Annotated in this window: 16 protein-coding genes; 11 read left to right on the top strand and 5 right to left on the bottom strand. The window is 71.9% G+C overall.

The window, feature by feature from the left end; genetic code table 11:
* Positions 1-26: 26 nt before the first annotated feature.
* The 7 genes from WMF12_RS08260 (at position 27) to WMF12_RS08290 (ending at position 6,849) form a co-directional block, all read left to right on the top strand.
* Positions 27-3,674, top strand: coding sequence for a serine/threonine-protein kinase (locus WMF12_RS08260; RefSeq protein WP_437869880.1), 3,648 nt, complete (start codon positions 27-29; stop codon positions 3,672-3,674).
* A 401-nt stretch (positions 3,675-4,075) separates the two neighbouring features.
* Positions 4,076-4,207 (top strand): hypothetical protein, encoded by a 132-nt coding sequence (locus WMF12_RS08265; RefSeq protein WP_437869881.1) that lies wholly within the window; start codon positions 4,076-4,078, stop codon positions 4,205-4,207.
* A gap of 134 nt (positions 4,208-4,341) precedes the next feature.
* The gene (locus tag WMF12_RS08270; RefSeq protein WP_437869882.1) at positions 4,342-4,974 is read left to right on the top strand and encodes a hypothetical protein; all 633 of its coding nucleotides are present in this window, start codon (positions 4,342-4,344) and stop codon (positions 4,972-4,974) included.
* On the top strand, positions 4,956-5,576 hold the full coding sequence (locus WMF12_RS08275; RefSeq protein WP_437869883.1) for an RNA polymerase sigma factor: 621 nt from the start codon (positions 4,956-4,958) through the stop codon (positions 5,574-5,576). The genes WMF12_RS08270 and WMF12_RS08275 overlap by 19 nt, the downstream gene beginning before the upstream one ends.
* Positions 5,577-5,633: 57 nt before the next feature.
* Positions 5,634-6,224 (top strand): Uma2 family endonuclease, encoded by a 591-nt coding sequence (locus WMF12_RS08280; RefSeq protein ID WP_437869884.1) that lies wholly within the window; start codon positions 5,634-5,636, stop codon positions 6,222-6,224.
* A 119-nt stretch (positions 6,225-6,343) separates the two neighbouring features.
* Positions 6,344-6,559: an addiction module protein gene (locus WMF12_RS08285; RefSeq protein WP_437869885.1), complete on the top strand. Its 216-nt coding sequence runs from the start codon at positions 6,344-6,346 to the stop codon at positions 6,557-6,559.
* Positions 6,556-6,849 (top strand): type II toxin-antitoxin system RelE/ParE family toxin, encoded by a 294-nt coding sequence (locus WMF12_RS08290; protein ID WP_437591766.1) that lies wholly within the window; start codon positions 6,556-6,558, stop codon positions 6,847-6,849. Before WMF12_RS08285 ends, WMF12_RS08290 begins: the two co-directional genes overlap by 4 nt.
* A 120-nt stretch (positions 6,850-6,969) precedes the next feature.
* Here WMF12_RS08290 and WMF12_RS08295 read toward each other — a convergent pair whose 3' ends face one another.
* Positions 6,970-7,908 (bottom strand): hypothetical protein, encoded by a 939-nt coding sequence (locus WMF12_RS08295; protein WP_437869886.1) that lies wholly within the window; start codon positions 7,906-7,908, stop codon positions 6,970-6,972.
* A 1,228-nt stretch (positions 7,909-9,136) separates the two neighbouring features.
* On the opposite strand from WMF12_RS08295, the gene WMF12_RS08300 reads away from it, so the two are divergent.
* Complete coding sequence (locus tag WMF12_RS08300; RefSeq protein WP_437869887.1) at positions 9,137-9,298, top strand: hypothetical protein; 162 nt, start codon at positions 9,137-9,139, stop codon at positions 9,296-9,298.
* A gap of 38 nt (positions 9,299-9,336) precedes the next feature.
* The gene (locus tag WMF12_RS08305) at positions 9,337-9,978 is read left to right on the top strand and encodes a DNA alkylation repair protein (protein WP_437869888.1); all 642 of its coding nucleotides are present in this window, start codon (positions 9,337-9,339) and stop codon (positions 9,976-9,978) included.
* Between the two features lie 169 nt (positions 9,979-10,147).
* Here WMF12_RS08305 and WMF12_RS08310 read toward each other — a convergent pair whose 3' ends face one another.
* Positions 10,148-10,588 carry a hypothetical protein gene (locus WMF12_RS08310; protein ID WP_437869889.1) on the bottom strand — a complete coding sequence of 147 codons (441 nt, stop codon included), beginning with the start codon at positions 10,586-10,588 and terminating at the stop codon, positions 10,148-10,150.
* A gap of 247 nt (positions 10,589-10,835) precedes the next feature.
* Here WMF12_RS08310 and WMF12_RS08315 point away from each other — a divergent pair, with 247 nt between their 5' ends.
* Entirely contained in the window at positions 10,836-11,009 is a 174-nt protein-coding gene (locus tag WMF12_RS08315; RefSeq protein WP_437869890.1) for a hypothetical protein, read from the top strand.
* Positions 11,010-11,014: 5 nt separating this feature from the next.
* Here the strand turns inward: WMF12_RS08315 and WMF12_RS08320 are convergent, their stop codons facing one another.
* Positions 11,015-11,260, bottom strand: a complete 246-nt coding sequence (locus tag WMF12_RS08320; protein ID WP_437869891.1) for a hypothetical protein — start codon at positions 11,258-11,260, stop codon at positions 11,015-11,017.
* A gap of 45 nt (positions 11,261-11,305) precedes the next feature.
* Positions 11,306-14,134 carry a CHAT domain-containing protein gene (locus WMF12_RS08325; RefSeq protein WP_437869892.1) on the bottom strand — a complete coding sequence of 943 codons (2,829 nt, stop codon included), beginning with the start codon at positions 14,132-14,134 and terminating at the stop codon, positions 11,306-11,308.
* A gap of 70 nt (positions 14,135-14,204) precedes the next feature.
* On the opposite strand from WMF12_RS08325, the gene WMF12_RS08330 reads away from it, so the two are divergent.
* Entirely contained in the window at positions 14,205-15,059 is an 855-nt protein-coding gene (locus WMF12_RS08330; RefSeq protein WP_437869893.1) for a DMT family transporter, read from the top strand.
* Positions 15,060-15,223: 164 nt separating this feature from the next.
* Here WMF12_RS08330 and WMF12_RS08335 read toward each other — a convergent pair whose 3' ends face one another.
* Positions 15,224-16,330 (bottom strand): VWA domain-containing protein, encoded by a 1,107-nt coding sequence (locus WMF12_RS08335; RefSeq protein ID WP_437869894.1) that lies wholly within the window; start codon positions 16,328-16,330, stop codon positions 15,224-15,226.
* Between the last annotated feature and the right edge of the window lie 148 nt (positions 16,331-16,478).

The raw sequence follows: 16,478 nt of genomic DNA on the forward strand, positions 1-16,478 counted from the left end.
GGTGGCTAGGATATGCTCGGCGGCGGATGACCAGTTCGTCGCCGAATCCCTCCGGAGCCCCGCTCGGGCAGGGCGCCCGCCTCGGTCCCTTCCGGCTCGTCCGGCAGCTCGGTAGCGGCGGGTTCGCGCCGGTCTGGCTGGCCGAGGAGGTCTACGAAGGCAGGAAGCTCCGCGACGTCGCCATCAAGCTCTTCTTCGTGCCTGAGCAGCTCGCGGGCTCCCCCGACGCGACCGCCGCGTGGCGAGACACGATTCTCGACGAAGCGCAGGCGCTCTGCCGGGTCGAGCACCCGAACGTCGTGCGGTTCTATTCGTTCCAGCGCGACGACGCCCTCGGCGTGGTCGGCCTCGTGATGGAGTATGTGGCCGGCACGAGCCTCGATGAGCTCTCTCGCGAGGCAGGCCGCCTCCCCGAGCGCGCCGTCATCGAAGCGGCGTCCGCCGTCGCCTGGGCGCTCTCCGCGGTGCACACCGCCGGGCTCGTCCATCGGGACGTCAAGCCCGCCAACGTCGTCCGCGGGTCGGGCGTCTACAAGCTGATCGATTTCGGGATCTCCGGGGGAAACGCGCGGAGCTGGGTCGAGCGGGGGCTCGCCGCCCCCACCGGGCCGCCGCCCACCGTGGCGGTCGACGGTTACTCCGGCACGGTGCTGGCCGAGGAGCCGGCGGGCGCGACCATGACCTTGAGCGTGCCCGCGGTCGCCGGCGGCGTCCGGGAGCTGGGCTCCGTGCTCGCGGGCACGCCCGGCTACATCGCTCCAGAGTGTGCCGTCGGCCAGTCCGCCACGCCCGCCAGCGATCTCTACGCGCTCGGCGTCCTGATCTTCCGCCTGAGGACCGGCAGCCTCCCCGCCGAGCTCGAGCAGCGCAGCGGGGAGCCCGCGCACTGGCTCCTCGTGCCGCGGCGACCGGCTCCCCCGCTCGAGGCGCTCGTGCCCGACCCGACGACGGCGACCGGCCTCCTCTCTCGCCTCACAACAACGCTGATCGCCCTGGATCCTCAGGGCCGCCCGCGGCACGCCGATCAGGTCGCGCGCGAGCTCGATCGCATCCTCGCCGCGCTCGATCCCGAGCTCGCCCCGCCAGGGAGCAAGGAAGGGTCGCAGCCGCCGGTTCGCGGGTCCGATCGGTCCGCACGGCCGCCGCCCGAGGACCGCCCCGCGCGGCCGCCGCCCGAGGACCGCCCCGCGCGGCCGCCGCCCGACGGCCGGCCGCCGCTCCTGGGGCGGCGAGCCGAGCTCGACGCGATCGCGCGCGCTGCGCAGGCCGCGCAGGAGGGCCGCGTGCGCGGGATCGTGGTGGGCGGCCACCAGGGGATCGGGCGCAGCCGGCTGCTCGATGCGGCGGTCGAGCGCACCGGATGGGACCTGCGCCACGTCGTCCGGCTCCGGTGCCTGCCCGAGCGGCGGAGCCCGTTCTATCCGCTGCGCCGCGCCGCCGAGGAGCTCGGCGAGAGCGACCTCCCCGAGCTCCGCGCGCTCCCCGCGGCGCTGGAGCGGGCGCTGTCTCCGGCGCTGCTCCCCTCCGCGGACGAGGTCGCGCACACGGTCGAGGCCATCGAGGACGCGCTGCTGCGGGCGAGCGCCCGCGAGCCGCTGCTGCTCCTCGTCGACGATCTGCAGTGGGCCGACGCGGCGACGCTGGAGCTGATCAAGCTGCTCCTGCGGCGCGCCGCCGCGGAGGCGCAGGGCCGGCTGCTCGTGATGGCGGCGGCGCGCAACGAGCCGAGCCGGCCGGCGCCCCTGCGCGCCCTGCTGGGCGAGGTGCGGGCGCGGGTGTGTCCCGGGGTGACCTACCTCGGCCTCGCGCCGCTCGACCCTGAAGCCGCCGCCGAGCTCGCGCAGGCGGTGGGCCGCGGCCTGCATCCAGAGGCCACGCAGGGCGGGGCCGCGGCGCTCGCCGCCCCGCTCGCGCCCGCGCTGGAGCGGGCCGTGGTCGCGACGTCCGGAGGCGTGCCCTTCTACATCGTGCACGCGCTCATGGCGTGGCACGAGGGCGGCGCCCTGGCGCTCCGCGACGGGACCCTCTGCGCCGCGGACGACCGGGCCCTGCGGGGGGAGGTCCCCGGCGTGGCCGATCTGCTCGAGGCGCGGGTGGCCTCGTTCGCCGCCGACAGCGCCGCCGAGCGCAGCGCCCTGCGGACCCTCGCCGCGGTGGCGCTCTGCGGCGGCGGGCTCGGCGTCGACGTGCTCCTGCGCGTCGTGGGGGACGACGAGCGCGCCGAGGCGGCGCTCGAGGCGCTCGGCGGGTCGGGCGTGCTGACGGCCTCCGGCGACGCGCAGGAGTACAGCTTCCCGCAGGAGATGCTGCGGCAGGCGGCGCTCCACCTGACGCAGCGGCGGCCGTGGTTCCAGCGGCTGCACCGGGCGCTGCTCGACGCGCTCGCGGAGGGCGCGCAGGGGCGCGTGGACGCTGGGCTCCTCGGCGCGGGCTACGAGCGGCTCGGCGCGGTGGCCGAGGCGCGCCGCTGGCTCGGCCGCGCGATGGCCGAGGCGGCCGCCGCGGGGCTCTTCGAGGAGGCGGCGGCGTTCGCGGATCGGCTGGCCGCGCTCGCGGCGGATCCCGAGGCGCGCGCCGGCCTCGAGATCGACGCGGTCCGGGCGCTCATCCAGGGGCGGAAGCTCGAGGAGGCGAGCCAGCGGCTCGCGCGCCTCTCGGAGCACGCCGTCGTGGCGCGCGGCGGACCGCTCGACGTGCGCCGGCGCATCCACCGGCTCGAGGTGGCGCGCGGGCTCAGCGAGGCGGGGGCCGATGATCCGGGGCTGCTCGCCGACGCGGACGCGCTCGGTGAGGCCGCGCTCCGCTGCGAGGCGCGGATGGCGCTCGCGGGGGTCGCCGCCGGGGATCGCGCGATGGAGCTCGCGGGTGAGGCGGTGGAGCTCGCGGCGGGCGCGGGCCCCGCGGCCGAGCTCGCGGCCCGCGTGCTCCGGTGCGAGCTGAACTACGCGCAGAACCGCCGCGATCACGAGCTGCTGGAGCGCGATCTCCAGCGCGCGCTCGCCATCGCGGCGCCGCTGGCCTCGGCGTGGCACAGGGTCCACATCGGCGGCGATCTCGCGGTGCTCGAGGCCGAGCTCGGGCGGACCGGCGTGGCGATCGACCGGCTGCGCAGGCTCGTCGCCGAGGCCGAGCAGCAGGGGATGCGGGGCCAGCTCCGGCTGCTCCTGCAGAACCTCTCGGCCTTCCTGATGCGCGAGGGGCGCGCCGCCGAGGCGGCGGAGGTCGCGCGGCGGACCGCGGAGCTCGCGGCGCAGGACGGGGACCCCGCGCTCCGCGCGGCGGCGCTCTCGCTCCTGGCGGCGGCGCTCACGCGGGCGGGCCGGCCCGCCGCCGCGCTGGAGAGCGCGGATCAGGCCGAGCAGCTCCAGCGGGCGCGGGGGGACCGATACCACGCGCTGACGCTGCTCCGGCGCGCCGAGATTCACTGGGAGCTGGAGCGGGTGGGGGACGCCCTCGAGGACGCGGTGGAGGCCCGGCGCGTGGCCGAGGAGCACGGCGACGACAGCATCGCCGCCGGCGCGCGCCTCTGGGCGGCGCTGCGCCGCGCGCAGCTCGGCAAGCTCGAGGCGGAGCGCCGGCGGCTCGTCGGGGAGGTGCGCGCGTCGAGCCCGCGCGTCATCGGCCTCCTGCGGGGCCTCCTGCCGGAGATGGCGGCGTGGCTCGACGAGGGGTGATCACGTCGCCGCCTCGGGCGTCATGGCCGGCTCGAGAAGGCGTGTGACGACGCAAAGGCGGACGAGAAAGCGCCGGAGCGCGAGCACACCAGGGCGCCAAAGCAGACGGAGAACGAAGCTCCGGCGGCGCTCGCCGCGTGACGCGCCTATGCCACTTACGGATGCCACGGATCTTCTCTCACGAAATCGACACCCGCCGGCCGGAAGCCCTGGTAGCCTCCCGCGCGCTGCTCGTCCTGCAGCGACGTCGAGGCGCTCGTGCGGCGAGGGCGGCGCTCGGGCGCGACTTTCCTCTTGACCCTGCACGGGCTCATCGCGCGCGCACGCGCGTGCCACAGGTCGACTCGCCGGGCCAAGAAAGCGGACGACGTCCACGAGCCGGCGCTGGTAGCCTTCCGGCCATGCCGATCGAGCCTCCGGATCCCGGTTTCGTGAGTCACTTCCTGAAGTACTTCCTGGCCGTGTTCAGCCTCGGGGGCGTCCTGTTCCCGACAGCGGTGCGGCGATGGCCATCTCCCCGCAGGCGCAGGTAGCAGGCGCCTCCGCGGCGACCCCACACGTCGGGGGCTCCCTCTTCGGAGCCTCGCTTTTTTGGCCGATCCACGAGCGCTGCATACCGTCGGCGCGTGCCGCTCACCTCACCTGACGATGCGCCGAGAGGGGCGCCATGATCCCGGCGCTTTACGCGCTGTCGGCCCTCGCGACCGTGCTCGCCTGCGTCGTCGCGCGGCATCGCCCCGAGCACCGTCCGATCGCGCTGCTCCTCGGGTACGGGCTCGCATCCGACGTTGTGAGGCGAGTGATCCGGCTGGGCGTCCTCGCGCCCGCGCGCGCCGAGGTCGCCGGCGCGCCGTTCACCGGCTGGGCTCGCATCGCCTTCCACGGCGAGGTCGCCCTCTTCGTCGGCTGGATGGCCGGGGTGGCGGCGCTCGCGGTGTTCGTCTTCGGCCGGCGGCGACCGTGGGGCGTGCTCGCGGTCTACGTCGTGGCGGTCGCGGTCCTGGCTGCCGGCTACCCCACCTTCCGAGGTGAGCTCCTCGGCAAGGCCTACCTCGCCCTCGAGCTCGCCGCGCTCTGCACGTCCGTCGGCTGCCTGCTCCTGTGGTTCCTGGGAGATGAGCGGGGCAAGACACAGCACCTCGCCGCCGGGTTCATCGTCATTGCCGAGACACTCATGCTGGTGGGCCCGTTCCGTATGGGCATCTTCAGCGCCTGGGACCTCGCGCGGTCGATCCTGATCGCGCTCTACATCTCGCTCGTGCCAGTCGAGGGAGTGGCCATATGGCGCCGGACCTTGTAGTCCTGACGTTCGGGCAGCTCATCGCGTTTGCTGCCATCTTCATCATCCGCAACCGGCGCTTTGCACCAAGGCGCCTCACGTCTGCCGAGCTTGTCGCGCAAGCAGGCGTCGTCAGCGCCCTCGTCGCGCGCTACCTCCGAGGTCGCCGGGTGACACGCGAGGACGTCAAAGACCTCGCGCAAGACGTGCTCCTCGCCGCGTGGGAGGCCAGCGAAGAGGACCGCTACCGCCCCGACCCGGACGTGCAGCCCGCAGAGGCGCTTCGTGTCTGGATACGGGCGCTGGCCTATCACCGCGTCCGCCATCACCTCGAAAGTGCCCGGGTGCAACGCGAGGAGATCGTCGCGACCCCACCGAGCGCCGAGCACGAGGCACCGACTCCTGATCAGGCCCTCGAGCGCGAGGAGCGGCGCCTTGCCTTCCTCGAGGCGCTGCACCAGCTACCCGTGCACGAGGGCGACGTGATCGTTGCCCACGACATCTTCGAGATGTCGATCGAGGACGTGGCCGAGCAGCAAGACGCGCCGGTCAGCACGGCTTACAGGTGGCGCTCCCGCGGGATCGATGCGCTGATCAGGGCGCTGCGGCCGCGGCGAGGGTGAGCGACGGGCGGACCTGAACGCCTTGCCCCGCCGCCCGCCCACGGGCAGGCTTCCGTCGTGGGCCAGTCCGCCGAGAAGCAGCGCCGCGCGACGTACGCCGACCTCGAGGCCGTCCCGCCGCACAAGGTGGCAGAGCTCATCGGGGGCGTGCTCCGCGTTACGCCCCGGCCGGCGCCGCGACATGCGAACGCCGCGTCGTCGCTGGGGGCCGACCTGCACGGCGCCTTCCAGCGCGGGCGAGGGGGCCCCGGCGGCTGGTGGATCCTGGACGAGCCCGAGCTGCACTTCCCCGACCCGCACGCGCCTGGTGAGATCGACGCGCTCGTGCCGGACATCGCCGGCTGGCGCCGCGAGCGCATGCCCGAGCTGCCCGAGACGGCGTACTTCGCGCTCGCCCCGGGCTGGATCTGCGAGGTCCTGAGCGCCTCCACCGAGGACGTCGACCGCGACGAGAAGATGCCGATCTACGCGCGCGAGGGCGTGCGGCACGCGTGGCTGGTCGACCCCATCCAGCGGACGCTGGAGGTGTACGTGCTCGGCGCGGATCGCCGCTGGGGGCCCGCGGTCGTCCACCGCGACGCCGCCCGCGTCCGCGTCGCGCCATTCGACGCCGTCGAGCTCGATCTCTCGGTGCTCTGGGCGAGCTAAGGGATCCCCTTGTCCGTCACGGAGCCGGGAATCCATCGCCCGGCGGATGGTTGATGCGGCATGATACCGCAGGCTCGCGTGCGCTGGCGTTGCCGGCCCTTCGGGTGCAGGATACGCCCATGGGCAAGCCCGCGCTCGATCTCTCCAAGCTCACCGCAGACGAGAAGCTGGATCTGATCGATGACCTCTGGCGAAGCCTTTCTTCGGACGACCTGCCTCTGAGCTCCGAGCTCCGCGCTGAGCTTGACCGCCGCCTTGATCGCCTCGATCTCGAAGGCCCCGTCGGTGTCCCGTGGGAGGACGTCCGTGCCGAGATGACCACCGACGAGCCGTGAGCCGCGTTGTCTTCCTCGCCGAAGCTCGCGCTGAAGCCCTCGAGACCTTCCGCTGGTACGAGGAGCAGCGGTCTGGGCTTGGCGCCGTCTTCCGGCGAGAGCTGGACGACGCCATCCAACGCATTCGGAGCGCACCGCTCGCGTACCCGCCGCTGTACCGAGACGTCCGGCGCGTGCTCGTCGAGCGTTTCCCGTACGCGGTCTTTTACCGGATCCTGCCCGCCGCCATCGTGGTTGTTGGAGTGATTCACGGCCGCCGACATCCTCGCGAGTGGAAGCGCCGAGCGTGAGCGAATTCCGGAATGGCAACCACCCATCCGATGAAATAGCGTTCTGTGCTCCACGAGGCGCGCTCTGGAGGGGGTCGCGCGGTGGTTCGTCGCGCGGGAAGGCGCAGGGGCGGGCGCGCGTCAGCCGCCTGACTCGATCCAGCAGCCGTTCGCCTGCCCTCCCCACGCGCCCGAGAGGTGGAACTTGTCCGGCGCGTAGATGCCACCCGGGGGGCGCCCCGCGACGGTGATGCGGCGTTCGTGGTCATAACAATACGAGCCGCTCAGGTAAAGATAGCGATCCTTGCCGCCGTTGATCGTCGTATTGAGCGTGACCTGCGTTCCACTCACGGTCTGCCAGCTTCCGCCGACGCGCCTTTCCATCTTCACCGTCAGGTCGTCGTTGCCGTCGCCCTGGCTGACGAAGCACGCCCCCGCGACGATGCGCGAGTATTTGCCCAGGTAGCCGCTCGCCGTCCAGCTCGGCAACGACGTGGTCATGCTCGGGAGGTGCTCGGAATCGTCCACGCCGCCGAACGAGAGCGCCTCATTGTCGAAGTAGCTCTGCCACGACGCCGCTGCGCAGTTACCGGCGGTCACCTCCGGCCCCGCGTCGTAGACCACGGAGAGCATCCGTGTCCCGCCGGTGATCGAGACGTGCTGCTCGAAGAGCCGCGGCGCGACGTCGGCCGAGGCGTCGGCGCTCAGCAGGTACTCGAGCGGCGTGATCTCGGTCCCGTCTTCGTGGACGAGCGGCATGAGCTTGTCGTCCTCGGGCGAAGAGACGACCAGGACGCCGATCTGGGGCGCCGCGCTGCTCGGATCCTCGTCGATCAGCGATACCGTCCCGACACGCGGCACCACGAATCGATTCAGCACCTTGCTCTCGATCCTCTCGATGGCCCGAGCGGGCTGGTTGCCGGCGCTCTCCTCGGGCGTTTCCCGCCCGAAACCGTGCGAGGCCTGGCTCGCGGACGCCTCCTCCGAGACCTGCCCCGTATCGCCCGCCTCGACCGCGCAGCCTGCCGCGAGCAGCGTAGCTGCGACGAAAACACCCGGAACGCGCCTATCGTTCAACATACTCGCCTCCATTTCTGGTGAGGTCCCCTGCGCATTCCGAGCAGTGCATTGGCCGTACCTGTGCGCGCACGGCGCGGATCGCCCGGATTTCAGCCCGTCAGGAGCGAGCGACGTGGGCAACGTGGAACAACGTCGTGACGCTGTCACGCAGGCGCGACGCCGGGTGTCATGCCCGTGCGACAGGGGCCCGCCTGCGGCGCTCGCCGCCGTCGCGGTCCACGCGGACGGCGCGGACCTCCGGCTCGACGTCGTGATGTCGCTCTTCGTGTCCGGCGCCGATCCGGCCGCCCTGCAGGAGCTCGCCGCGTTCGGTGAAGAGCGCGGAGGCCCGGAGGGCCGGTGCTCCAGGTTCGACGCGAGCCCCGTGGTGTCGTCCCGCGGCGGCGCGCCGCCGCCCCGGCGGGGAGCGCCGCGAGCGCCTTCCCGGAGGTGCTCTGCTCGGCGCGGATCATCGCGGCCATCTCCGCCGGCGGGGGAGGGAGCGGGCGGCGAGGCGGCCGGCGAGGGGGATCCGCGTGGCCACCGTCGGCCCTGGGAGAAGAGCGTGGGGGCAGGTCGACCTCGCCGCGACCAGCCGCGAGCTCCTTCTCGTGCCGCCGCGCCACGGTCGACCGGGCTCTGGTCGCCCGGGGTACCCGGCCGTCGGCGCGAATCTTGCGCGACGACACGCCGTCGCCGTCCGAGACCTGGCAACGGGAATACGTAGTTACGCAGCGGCGGCCGATCTGCGGGATGACGGGGATAGGTCGCGGAAGGTCACAGCCTATCTGCGGGATCATGGAGATAGGCCATGACGAGCCGCGACGTATCCTCGGGAATATGGAGATAGGGTGCCATGGTTCGCGGCCTACATGGGGAAATGCGTAGATATGTCGCGCATCACAGCTGATTGCGACGTTGGGCGGGCGTCGACCCGAGATGACCGAACCCCGGGAGCCGCCATGAATGTGCAGCGATGCGGTGCCGCTCGTTGGCGGCCGGCACGGGGTGGAGCCTGTCGATCTCCGTAGCGACGCGACCCGACCGCGGGCATGGTGGGCGCTGTGACGACCACGCCCCACGACGCGCTGTTCAAGGGGGCTCCTCTCCCGGGTGTCGGCATTACGTCAACGGGCACGTGGGGCAGAATGGTACTTGGCCGCAGGAACGCCGCAGGAACCCCTTTGGATCCTCTACGTTCCACGTGCTACGGTGGGCGGATGCGCCAGATCAGAAAAGCGGATTCGAGATGACGCTGATCCTCTCGATGGGCAGCCGGGACTACATCATCCAGGCATGCGACCGGCGACTCACGGCCGGCAAGATGCTCGTCAACGACGACGCCACGAAGATGTGCAACCTGGTGTTCGGGAACGGATGGGCTCCGCTCGGCGGCGCACGCGCGGGCTGATTGCCAGGGCGTTCGGCGAATAGAGGAGATGCAGACAAATGGGTTTATCGGCAAAAGCAAAGAAACTTGTCGCCGAGATCACGAACGGAAACGTGATGTTGGGCGACCTGCGAACGCGTGGCAAAGAGATTAAGAAAGACCACGACCTGGCAATGGAGCTTTGGTCAACGGGCGAATACTACCCTCGTCTACTCGCGACCCTCATCTTCGATAAGAAGCTCCTCACGGAAAACGTCATCGATCGGCTTGCATCGGATGTGCTTCGGCATGACGCGGAAGAAAGCAGCCAATTGGCTGACTGGCTGTTGGCAAACCAGCTCGCCAAAGACAAGAAACTGGTCTCCCTTATCGCGACGTGGGAGAAGAGTCCTTCCCCGGTTCTGCGTCGCTGGTTCTGGTATCACCAAGCGCGCTTGCGCTGGGTCGGGCAAGCTCCTCCCGGTAATAGTGCAGAGCTGCTTGACTCCCTGGAAAGCGATATGGCTGATGCTGAGCCCGTGGTTCAATGGGCAATGAACTTCTGCGCTTGCCAGATTGGTGTTCACGAGCCTGAATTTCGATCCAGATGTATCAAGCTCGGGGAAGCATTAGGGCTCTACAAGGACGACCATGTCGCCAGGAACTGTACGCCGTCATACCTGCCCGAGTTTATCAGAATCGAAGTGGCCAAGCGTGAATGACACCGAAAGGGACAAATAGCATCGTGGGCCAGCCAGGCAGCCACGCCGAACCAGGCGCTGCACCTGACCGGCGGGGCAACTAAGCATTCCCAGATTCGTAACTTTCAGGGAGGTTGTCGCCTCCTCAGCCTGGCAGTCACCGCTCGCTCACGCCGGCGCGTCGGGGCGCTCACCACGAGAAGCGCAACGTGACCTCATCAGCGTCTGGCTGGTCGAACGACCAGCCAGTCTGGGACGCGTCGACCTGCTTGCCGGTCACCTGCTCCAGCGCACGGCCGGCGAAACCGGCGCACAGCGGTCCGAGGTGCTCGAACCCTGCGACCTCGGTCACGAGCAGCGTCGCCTCGTTCCGATCGATCTGCGAGCAATCCACCCGCAGCGTCCCGCCGACCATATCCTGCGCCCAGAAGTCGGGGAACTTCCGGAGGAAGAGCCGAGCGTTCATCACCCTGAGAAGCAGCTTCATCAAGGTGTTCGCTTCCTTCTCGAAGACAGTCCGGCCGCACCTCACGACGTCCAGGTAGCTCTGCGATGGCTCGTTGTGGACCTGGACGATGCCGCGCAGCACCTCGACGTAGTAGGCGCGAGGGTACCACGCCGTGCTGGACATGGTGGCCAGCGCCCTCCTGAGCTCCTGAGAGAGCCCGTGACGAACCCGGCGGACCCCAGCCTCGTCACACAGCACGTCCGAGTAGGCTGCTGCATTGAGTATCAGAGAGCCCCGGGTCATCGGTTCTTGCATACATGCACTCTCGTGGAAGATCTCGCTGACACAGCAGAAGAAGAGAGCGACGGGTCGCCTCCGTCAAGGCGGCTTGAGCGCGTAGGTAAAGGAAGCCGGATCGCAGCGCGAGGAAGTGTGGCGCGGCACACCGAAGTGGCGGGCCTCGCCGAGCGCGGCGAAAGTCCTCGCCAGGCTCGAGGCGGAGCGCCGGCGGCTCGTCGGGGAGGTGCGCGCGTCGAGCCCGCGCGTCATCGGCCTGTTGCGGGGCCTCCTGCCGGAGATGGCGGCGTGGCTCGACGGGGGGTGATCACTTCACGGCTTGGGGGCCGTCGTGCCCGGGTTGTAGTGCACGATGATGCCGCGGTCCTTGTTGCACTTCTGGACCTTCTCGTCCCACACGCAGCCCGCCGGGCACGGCTGCACGCTGGGATCGCCCGTGGGGCAGATCTCGGCCTCGCCTTCCTTGGCGGCGGGCTGCTCGGGCGCCTGCGCGCCTCCGCAGGCAGAGAGCACCCAGGTCAGGGCGGGGAGCACCAGAACGATCGCCGATCGACGCATGCAGACCTCCACGAGCCCGCGATGGGTGGGCTCCGGCGTCGACGTCTACCAATTCCCAGCCCTGCGGGGCCAGCGCTTCCGCGCGACCAGGACGAGCGCCGCGGCGAGCGCGGCGAGCGCGGGCGGAGCGCTCGGGCCGCCCTCGCCGGCCGCGCAGGCGCACCCGCGCGGGCCCGGCGCCGCACGCGGGAAGGTCGGCGCGACCCGCCTGCCGTCGAGCGCGGCGCCCTCGCCGGAGGTGATGAAGCCGGCCCACGCGTGCGGGTGCGGGCGCTCACGCCGGATCTCGAGCTGCGCCGACCGCAACGCCTCGCTGCGCCCTCCGCCGCGCGCGAGCGCCGCGTAGTACGACGTCATGAGATCCCGCGTCGCCATGTCGCCGACCTTCCACAGGCTCATCACCTGCGTCTCCGCCCCGGCGAGCAGCAGCGCGCGGCGGAGCCCGTAGACCCCGTCGCCGCGCGGCACCTCGCCGAGGCCGGTCTCGCAGGCCGAGAGCACCACGAGCTGGGTCCCGTGGAGGTCCAGCGAGGAGATCTCGAGCGCGGTCAGGATGCCGTCGTCCTCGTCCGAGCTGCTCCGCCGCGCGTTGGCCCCGGCCAGCGCCAGGCCCGAGCGCAGGAGCGGGTTCTCGCGAAAAGCGTGGCCCTCGATCTCGGCGCCGCGGGTGTTCGCCGGCTCGCCCGGGGAGCCCTGGTCCGGGAGGAAGAAGCCGTGCGTCGCGATGTGCAGCACGCGCGGACGCTGCGCCCGCTTGAGGGCCTCCTCGGTGGCCGACGGGCCGGTCAGGACCGTCGTGCTGGCCAGCGCGCTCCGCACCGCCTCCGCCTCGCGCTCCGTGCCCGGCAGGGGCGGGAAGCGCGCCCCGGCCAGCTCGGCGGAGCGCAGCCCGCGCGTGGCGTCGTCGTCCGGCGCGAGCTCCGAGAGGCTGCCGAACGCGGGGTCGGCGATGACCAGCACGCTTCCACGTGGCGCTCCGGCCTGCGGCGCCACGGCGCCCGCGGCGCGCAGCAGATCTCGCCCGCTGGTCAGGTAGGTGAAGGAGGCGCGGTCGATGAGATAGCCGCCCTCCTCGTCGACGAGCGCGGAGAACGGCACGAGGTTCAGCGCGCCGTCCGGGCTGAGGAGGAGCCAGCGCGCGGGGCCGAGGGCGCCCCGGATCGGCTGCATCACGAGCGCGTCGAGGTGGCGCGCGCGCTCCCGGGGGTCTCGCTCCGGGTTCGAGAGGTCCCGCGAGAGCTCCGCGGCCGCCGCGTCGATGGCGGCGGCGTCGCCGAGATCCACCCCCGTGACGCCCCCGCGCCGCCCGACGACATAGGCCGCGTAGCGAGGCTTGCCCCACGTGGGCCTCACCGGCGGCCCGAACGGGTCATGGGGACGGTACTGGACGATCTCGACGAGCGCCGCCCCGTCGGGGATCGCCGCCTGCACGCCCTCGACGGTGATCGGCGGCTGCTTCGCGTCCGCCGGGCGCGCGGCGCGCGTCCGCGCGGCGAGCTGGAACTCGAGCCGCTGGCGCTCGGCCTCGAGCTGCTGCACCTCGCGCTGGTGCTCCTCGGCGGGGACGTCGATCGGGCCGCGCGTGATCGCGGTGGACAGCTTCGCGTCGAGCTGCGTGAGGGCGCCGAGGAGCGCCCGGCCCTCGGCGTCGAGGCTCTGCCGCAGCGACGCGAAGCTCTCGGCGATGGCGTCGAGCGCGAGCCCCTTGCGCCGGAGGATCGACCGCAGGGCGAGCCGCGCCGCAGCCTGGTCGCGCGGGGCATCCTGGAGGTGCAGCGAGAGGGTCGCGTCGGTGTCGCGCTGGACGAGGCCCATGTAGAGGCGCTTCTGCCGCTCGGAGCCCCTCGCCAGGTTGGCCCGGGCGCTCCGGTCCTGGAGGCCGGCGGCCCGCTCGCGCGTCCGCACGGCGACGGCGGTCCGGCCCTGCGCGACGTACAGGTTCGCGAGGTGCCCCAGCGCGCGGACGATGGCCGGGTGATCCGGCGCGAAGACCCGCTCGCGGATCACCAGCGCCTGGAGGAGCAGCGCCTCCGCCGCGGGATCGCCTTTGCGGGTGAAGAGCACGCCGAGCTCCTCCAGCAGATCGGCGCGCACCGCGCTCTGCGCCGGGAGCGCGGGCTCGAGCCGCGGGCGCAGGTCGAGGAGGCGCCGCTCGGCCTCCTCGACCTGCCCGCGCCGCAAGGAGAGCTGCGCGGCGCGCAGATCCGGGATCGCGTAGGCCCACCCCGAGCCGCCGGTGGCCTCCCTGAGGATCACGCGCATCCTGTCGAGCGCCTCCGCGAAGGAGCGCAGCGCGCGTCGCTCCAGGTACAGCCGCGCGAGCGAGTCGACGGCATAGAACTCGCCCCAGCCCTGGAGGAGCGGCTGGGCTCGCTTCAGGAGCTCCTCGGCGCTCTGGAGGTCCCCGAGGTCCAGGTAGACGTTGGCGAGCCGGGCATAGAGCATCCCTTCGTCGTTGAAGGAGGGCTGCTCGCGCGTCAGCCCCCGCACCAGCAGCGCCTCGGCGCGCGCGTAGTCGCCGTAGCCGAGGTAGAAATGCGCGAGCTCGTTGTCGAGCCCGGAGGTGCCCTCCAGCAGCGCAAAGTACCTGTCGGCGAGGGCGGCGCCCTCGGCCAGATCGTCTCTCTCGACGGCCGCTCTCCAGCGCTCGTGGGCCGCGGAGAGGTCCTCGCTCGCCTGCTCGGCGGGGCTCGGCTGCGCCGCGAGCGGCGCGGGCCGGGCCGCCGAGACGAGCGCCGCCACGGCGAGCGAGAGGAGCCGCCCGCGGCGGCGTGCGCCGCGCGACGTCGGCGACCTGGGCGAGGCGCGTTCCTCCGAGCGGCGGGAGCGAGGATCGATGTCGCGGTCGGCGCGCTCGGGGCGGCGGGGTGGCATCGCGGAGCAGCGTAATCTGCCCCTGCGCGCCTCGTCGACCGTTCGGCTAGGCTCGCCGCCCTCGTCGCCCATGCTCCGCTCTCGACTGATGATCCTCGCCGCCGCGGTCCTCTGGTCCACCGGAGGCGCGGCCATCAAGCTGATCTCCCTCGACGGGTGGCAGGTCGCCTCGGCCCGCGCGTTCATCGCGGCGCTGGCGCTGGGCCTGGCCATGCCGGGCGCGCGCCGCCTCCCCTCGTGGCGCACGCTCGGCGTCGCGGCGATCTACGCCGCCGTCATGGTGCTGTTCGTGCAGGCCACCAAGCTGACGACGGCGGCGAACGCGATCTTCCTGCAGTCCACCTCGCCCGTGTACGTCCTCTTGCTCAGCCCCTGGCTGCTGGGCGAGCGGCCCTCGCGCGGCGAGAGGGTCGCGGCCCCCATCTTCATCCTGGGCCTCGCGCTCTTCTTTCTGGATCAGCTCTCGGCGGGGCAGCTCCTCGGCAACGCCCTGGCGCTCCTCTCCGGGCTCGCGTTCGCGCTGTGCATCATGAGGTTCCGCGCCGCTCCGGACGACAACCCCGCGGTGCTCGTCTGGGGCAACGTCCTCGCGTGGCTCGGCGCGCTGCCGATGGCCCTGGGCGGCGCGGCCCGCCCGGGGCTCGTCGACCTCGGGCTCCTCGTGTTCCTCGGCGCGGTGCAGATCGGCGTGGCGACCGCCCTGTTCAGCCGCGGCATGCGCCACACGCCGGCCGTCGAGGCCTCGCTGCTGGTGCTCCTGGAGCCGGTGCTCAACCCCGTCTGGGCGCTCCTCCTCGTCGGGGAGCGCCCCGGGATCTGGTCGACCGTGGGCGGCACCGTCCTTCTCGGCGCCACCGCCTGGCGGGTCCTGATGGCAGCGCGCGCCACGCCGCAGCAGGCGCCGGCGCCGAGCAGAGGAGGATGAACGTCGAGGCGTGAACGCCGACGCGTGAACATCGAGGCGTGAACGCCGACGCGTGAACGTCGACGGGAGGGAGGAGGCTCGAGTTTGGCTGGATCAGGCCCGCCGCGGGGCGCGGCGAGCCGCTGGAACGGCGTCGCGGCCGCCTCGCGCGGCCGCGGCGCACCTCACTTCGCCTCGACCTTCACGTTGGCGTTCGCCTTGAAGCTCGCCTTCCCGCCCGCTCCGCCGCCGTCGTCGTCCGCGGGCACGGTCGCCTTCAGCTCGAACGACGGCGGGGTGTTGGGATCGCACTCCGGCGGCGGCCCGAACCCGTCGGCGTTGAACTTCCACGCGAGCGACCCCGAGGCCGACGGATCCTTCCGGATCGCCTTGATCTCCACCTCGTGCTCCCCCGCGCGCGCCGGCGTGCAGTACGAGAGCAGGTAGAAGCGCTTCATGTGCGCCTCGATCTTCGCCGCGATCTTGTCGAACGACTCCTTGACCTTCGCCTGGTCCGCCGCGAGCTCGGTCCCGTCGCGCCCGATCTCGTCGAGCCGCGCCTTCTCGATCTCGGCGCCGACGCCGACGACGAAGATCTGGTAGTTCTCGTAGTCTTCCTTCTTGAGCTCGTTCAGCATGTCCTCCCGGCTCACGCGGTTCGCGCGATCGGTGCCGTCCGAGAAGACGACGAGCGTGCCGAACTTGAGGGGGCGCCGGTCCTTGTCGAGCTGCTTCTTGAGCTCCCGGATGCCCTCCACCACGCCGCCGTGGAGGTTCGTCGACGGGTCCTTCGGCTTGTAGCTCCGGAGCCCCTCGAGCCCGCCCTCGACCGAGCCCTGCGCCTCGGTGAACGGCACCACCGAGTGGATCTTTACCTCGCCGTCGAACGCGTAGACGCCGACCTTCTGGCTCTTGCCCACCCGATCGCTGAACGACTGCGCGGCGTCGACGAGGGCGTCGGCCTGACCCGCCTCGGTGATGCTGCCGCTCATGTCGACGAGCAGCATCGTGTACATGACCGCCGCGACCTCGGGGTTCTGGATGGTCTGCTTGCTCTCGAACTTCGAGACGATCTCGCCGTCCTCGTAGATCTCGAAGTCCTCGGCCGTGAGGCCGCCCACCGGCTCGTCCTCGCCGGCGTCGACGCTGAAGAACACCCAGACGTTGTTCGGCTTCTTCTGGGCGGAGTTGATCCGGGTCACCCGCAGCCCGCCGCCGCACGCCACGCTCGACAGAGCGAACAGGGCGGCGAGCAGGATCCGGAACGCTGGAGAACAAAGGAGGATTTTCACGCGCGCGATTAGCGCGCATCGGACGCCGCGATGTCAATTCGCTGCCGCAGGCGGCCCCCTCCCCGCGGCCGCCCCGCCGGGCGGGCACGGCCGCGCGGCCGCGCCGGCGGGGAGGGCGGCACCCCACACCGAGGCGCTGGCCGCGCCG

Origin of the sequence: Sorangium sp. So ce363, assembly GCF_051520435.1 — a bacterium.
Classification (GTDB): Bacteria; Myxococcota_A; Polyangia; order Polyangiales; family Polyangiaceae; genus Sorangium; species Sorangium cellulosum_B.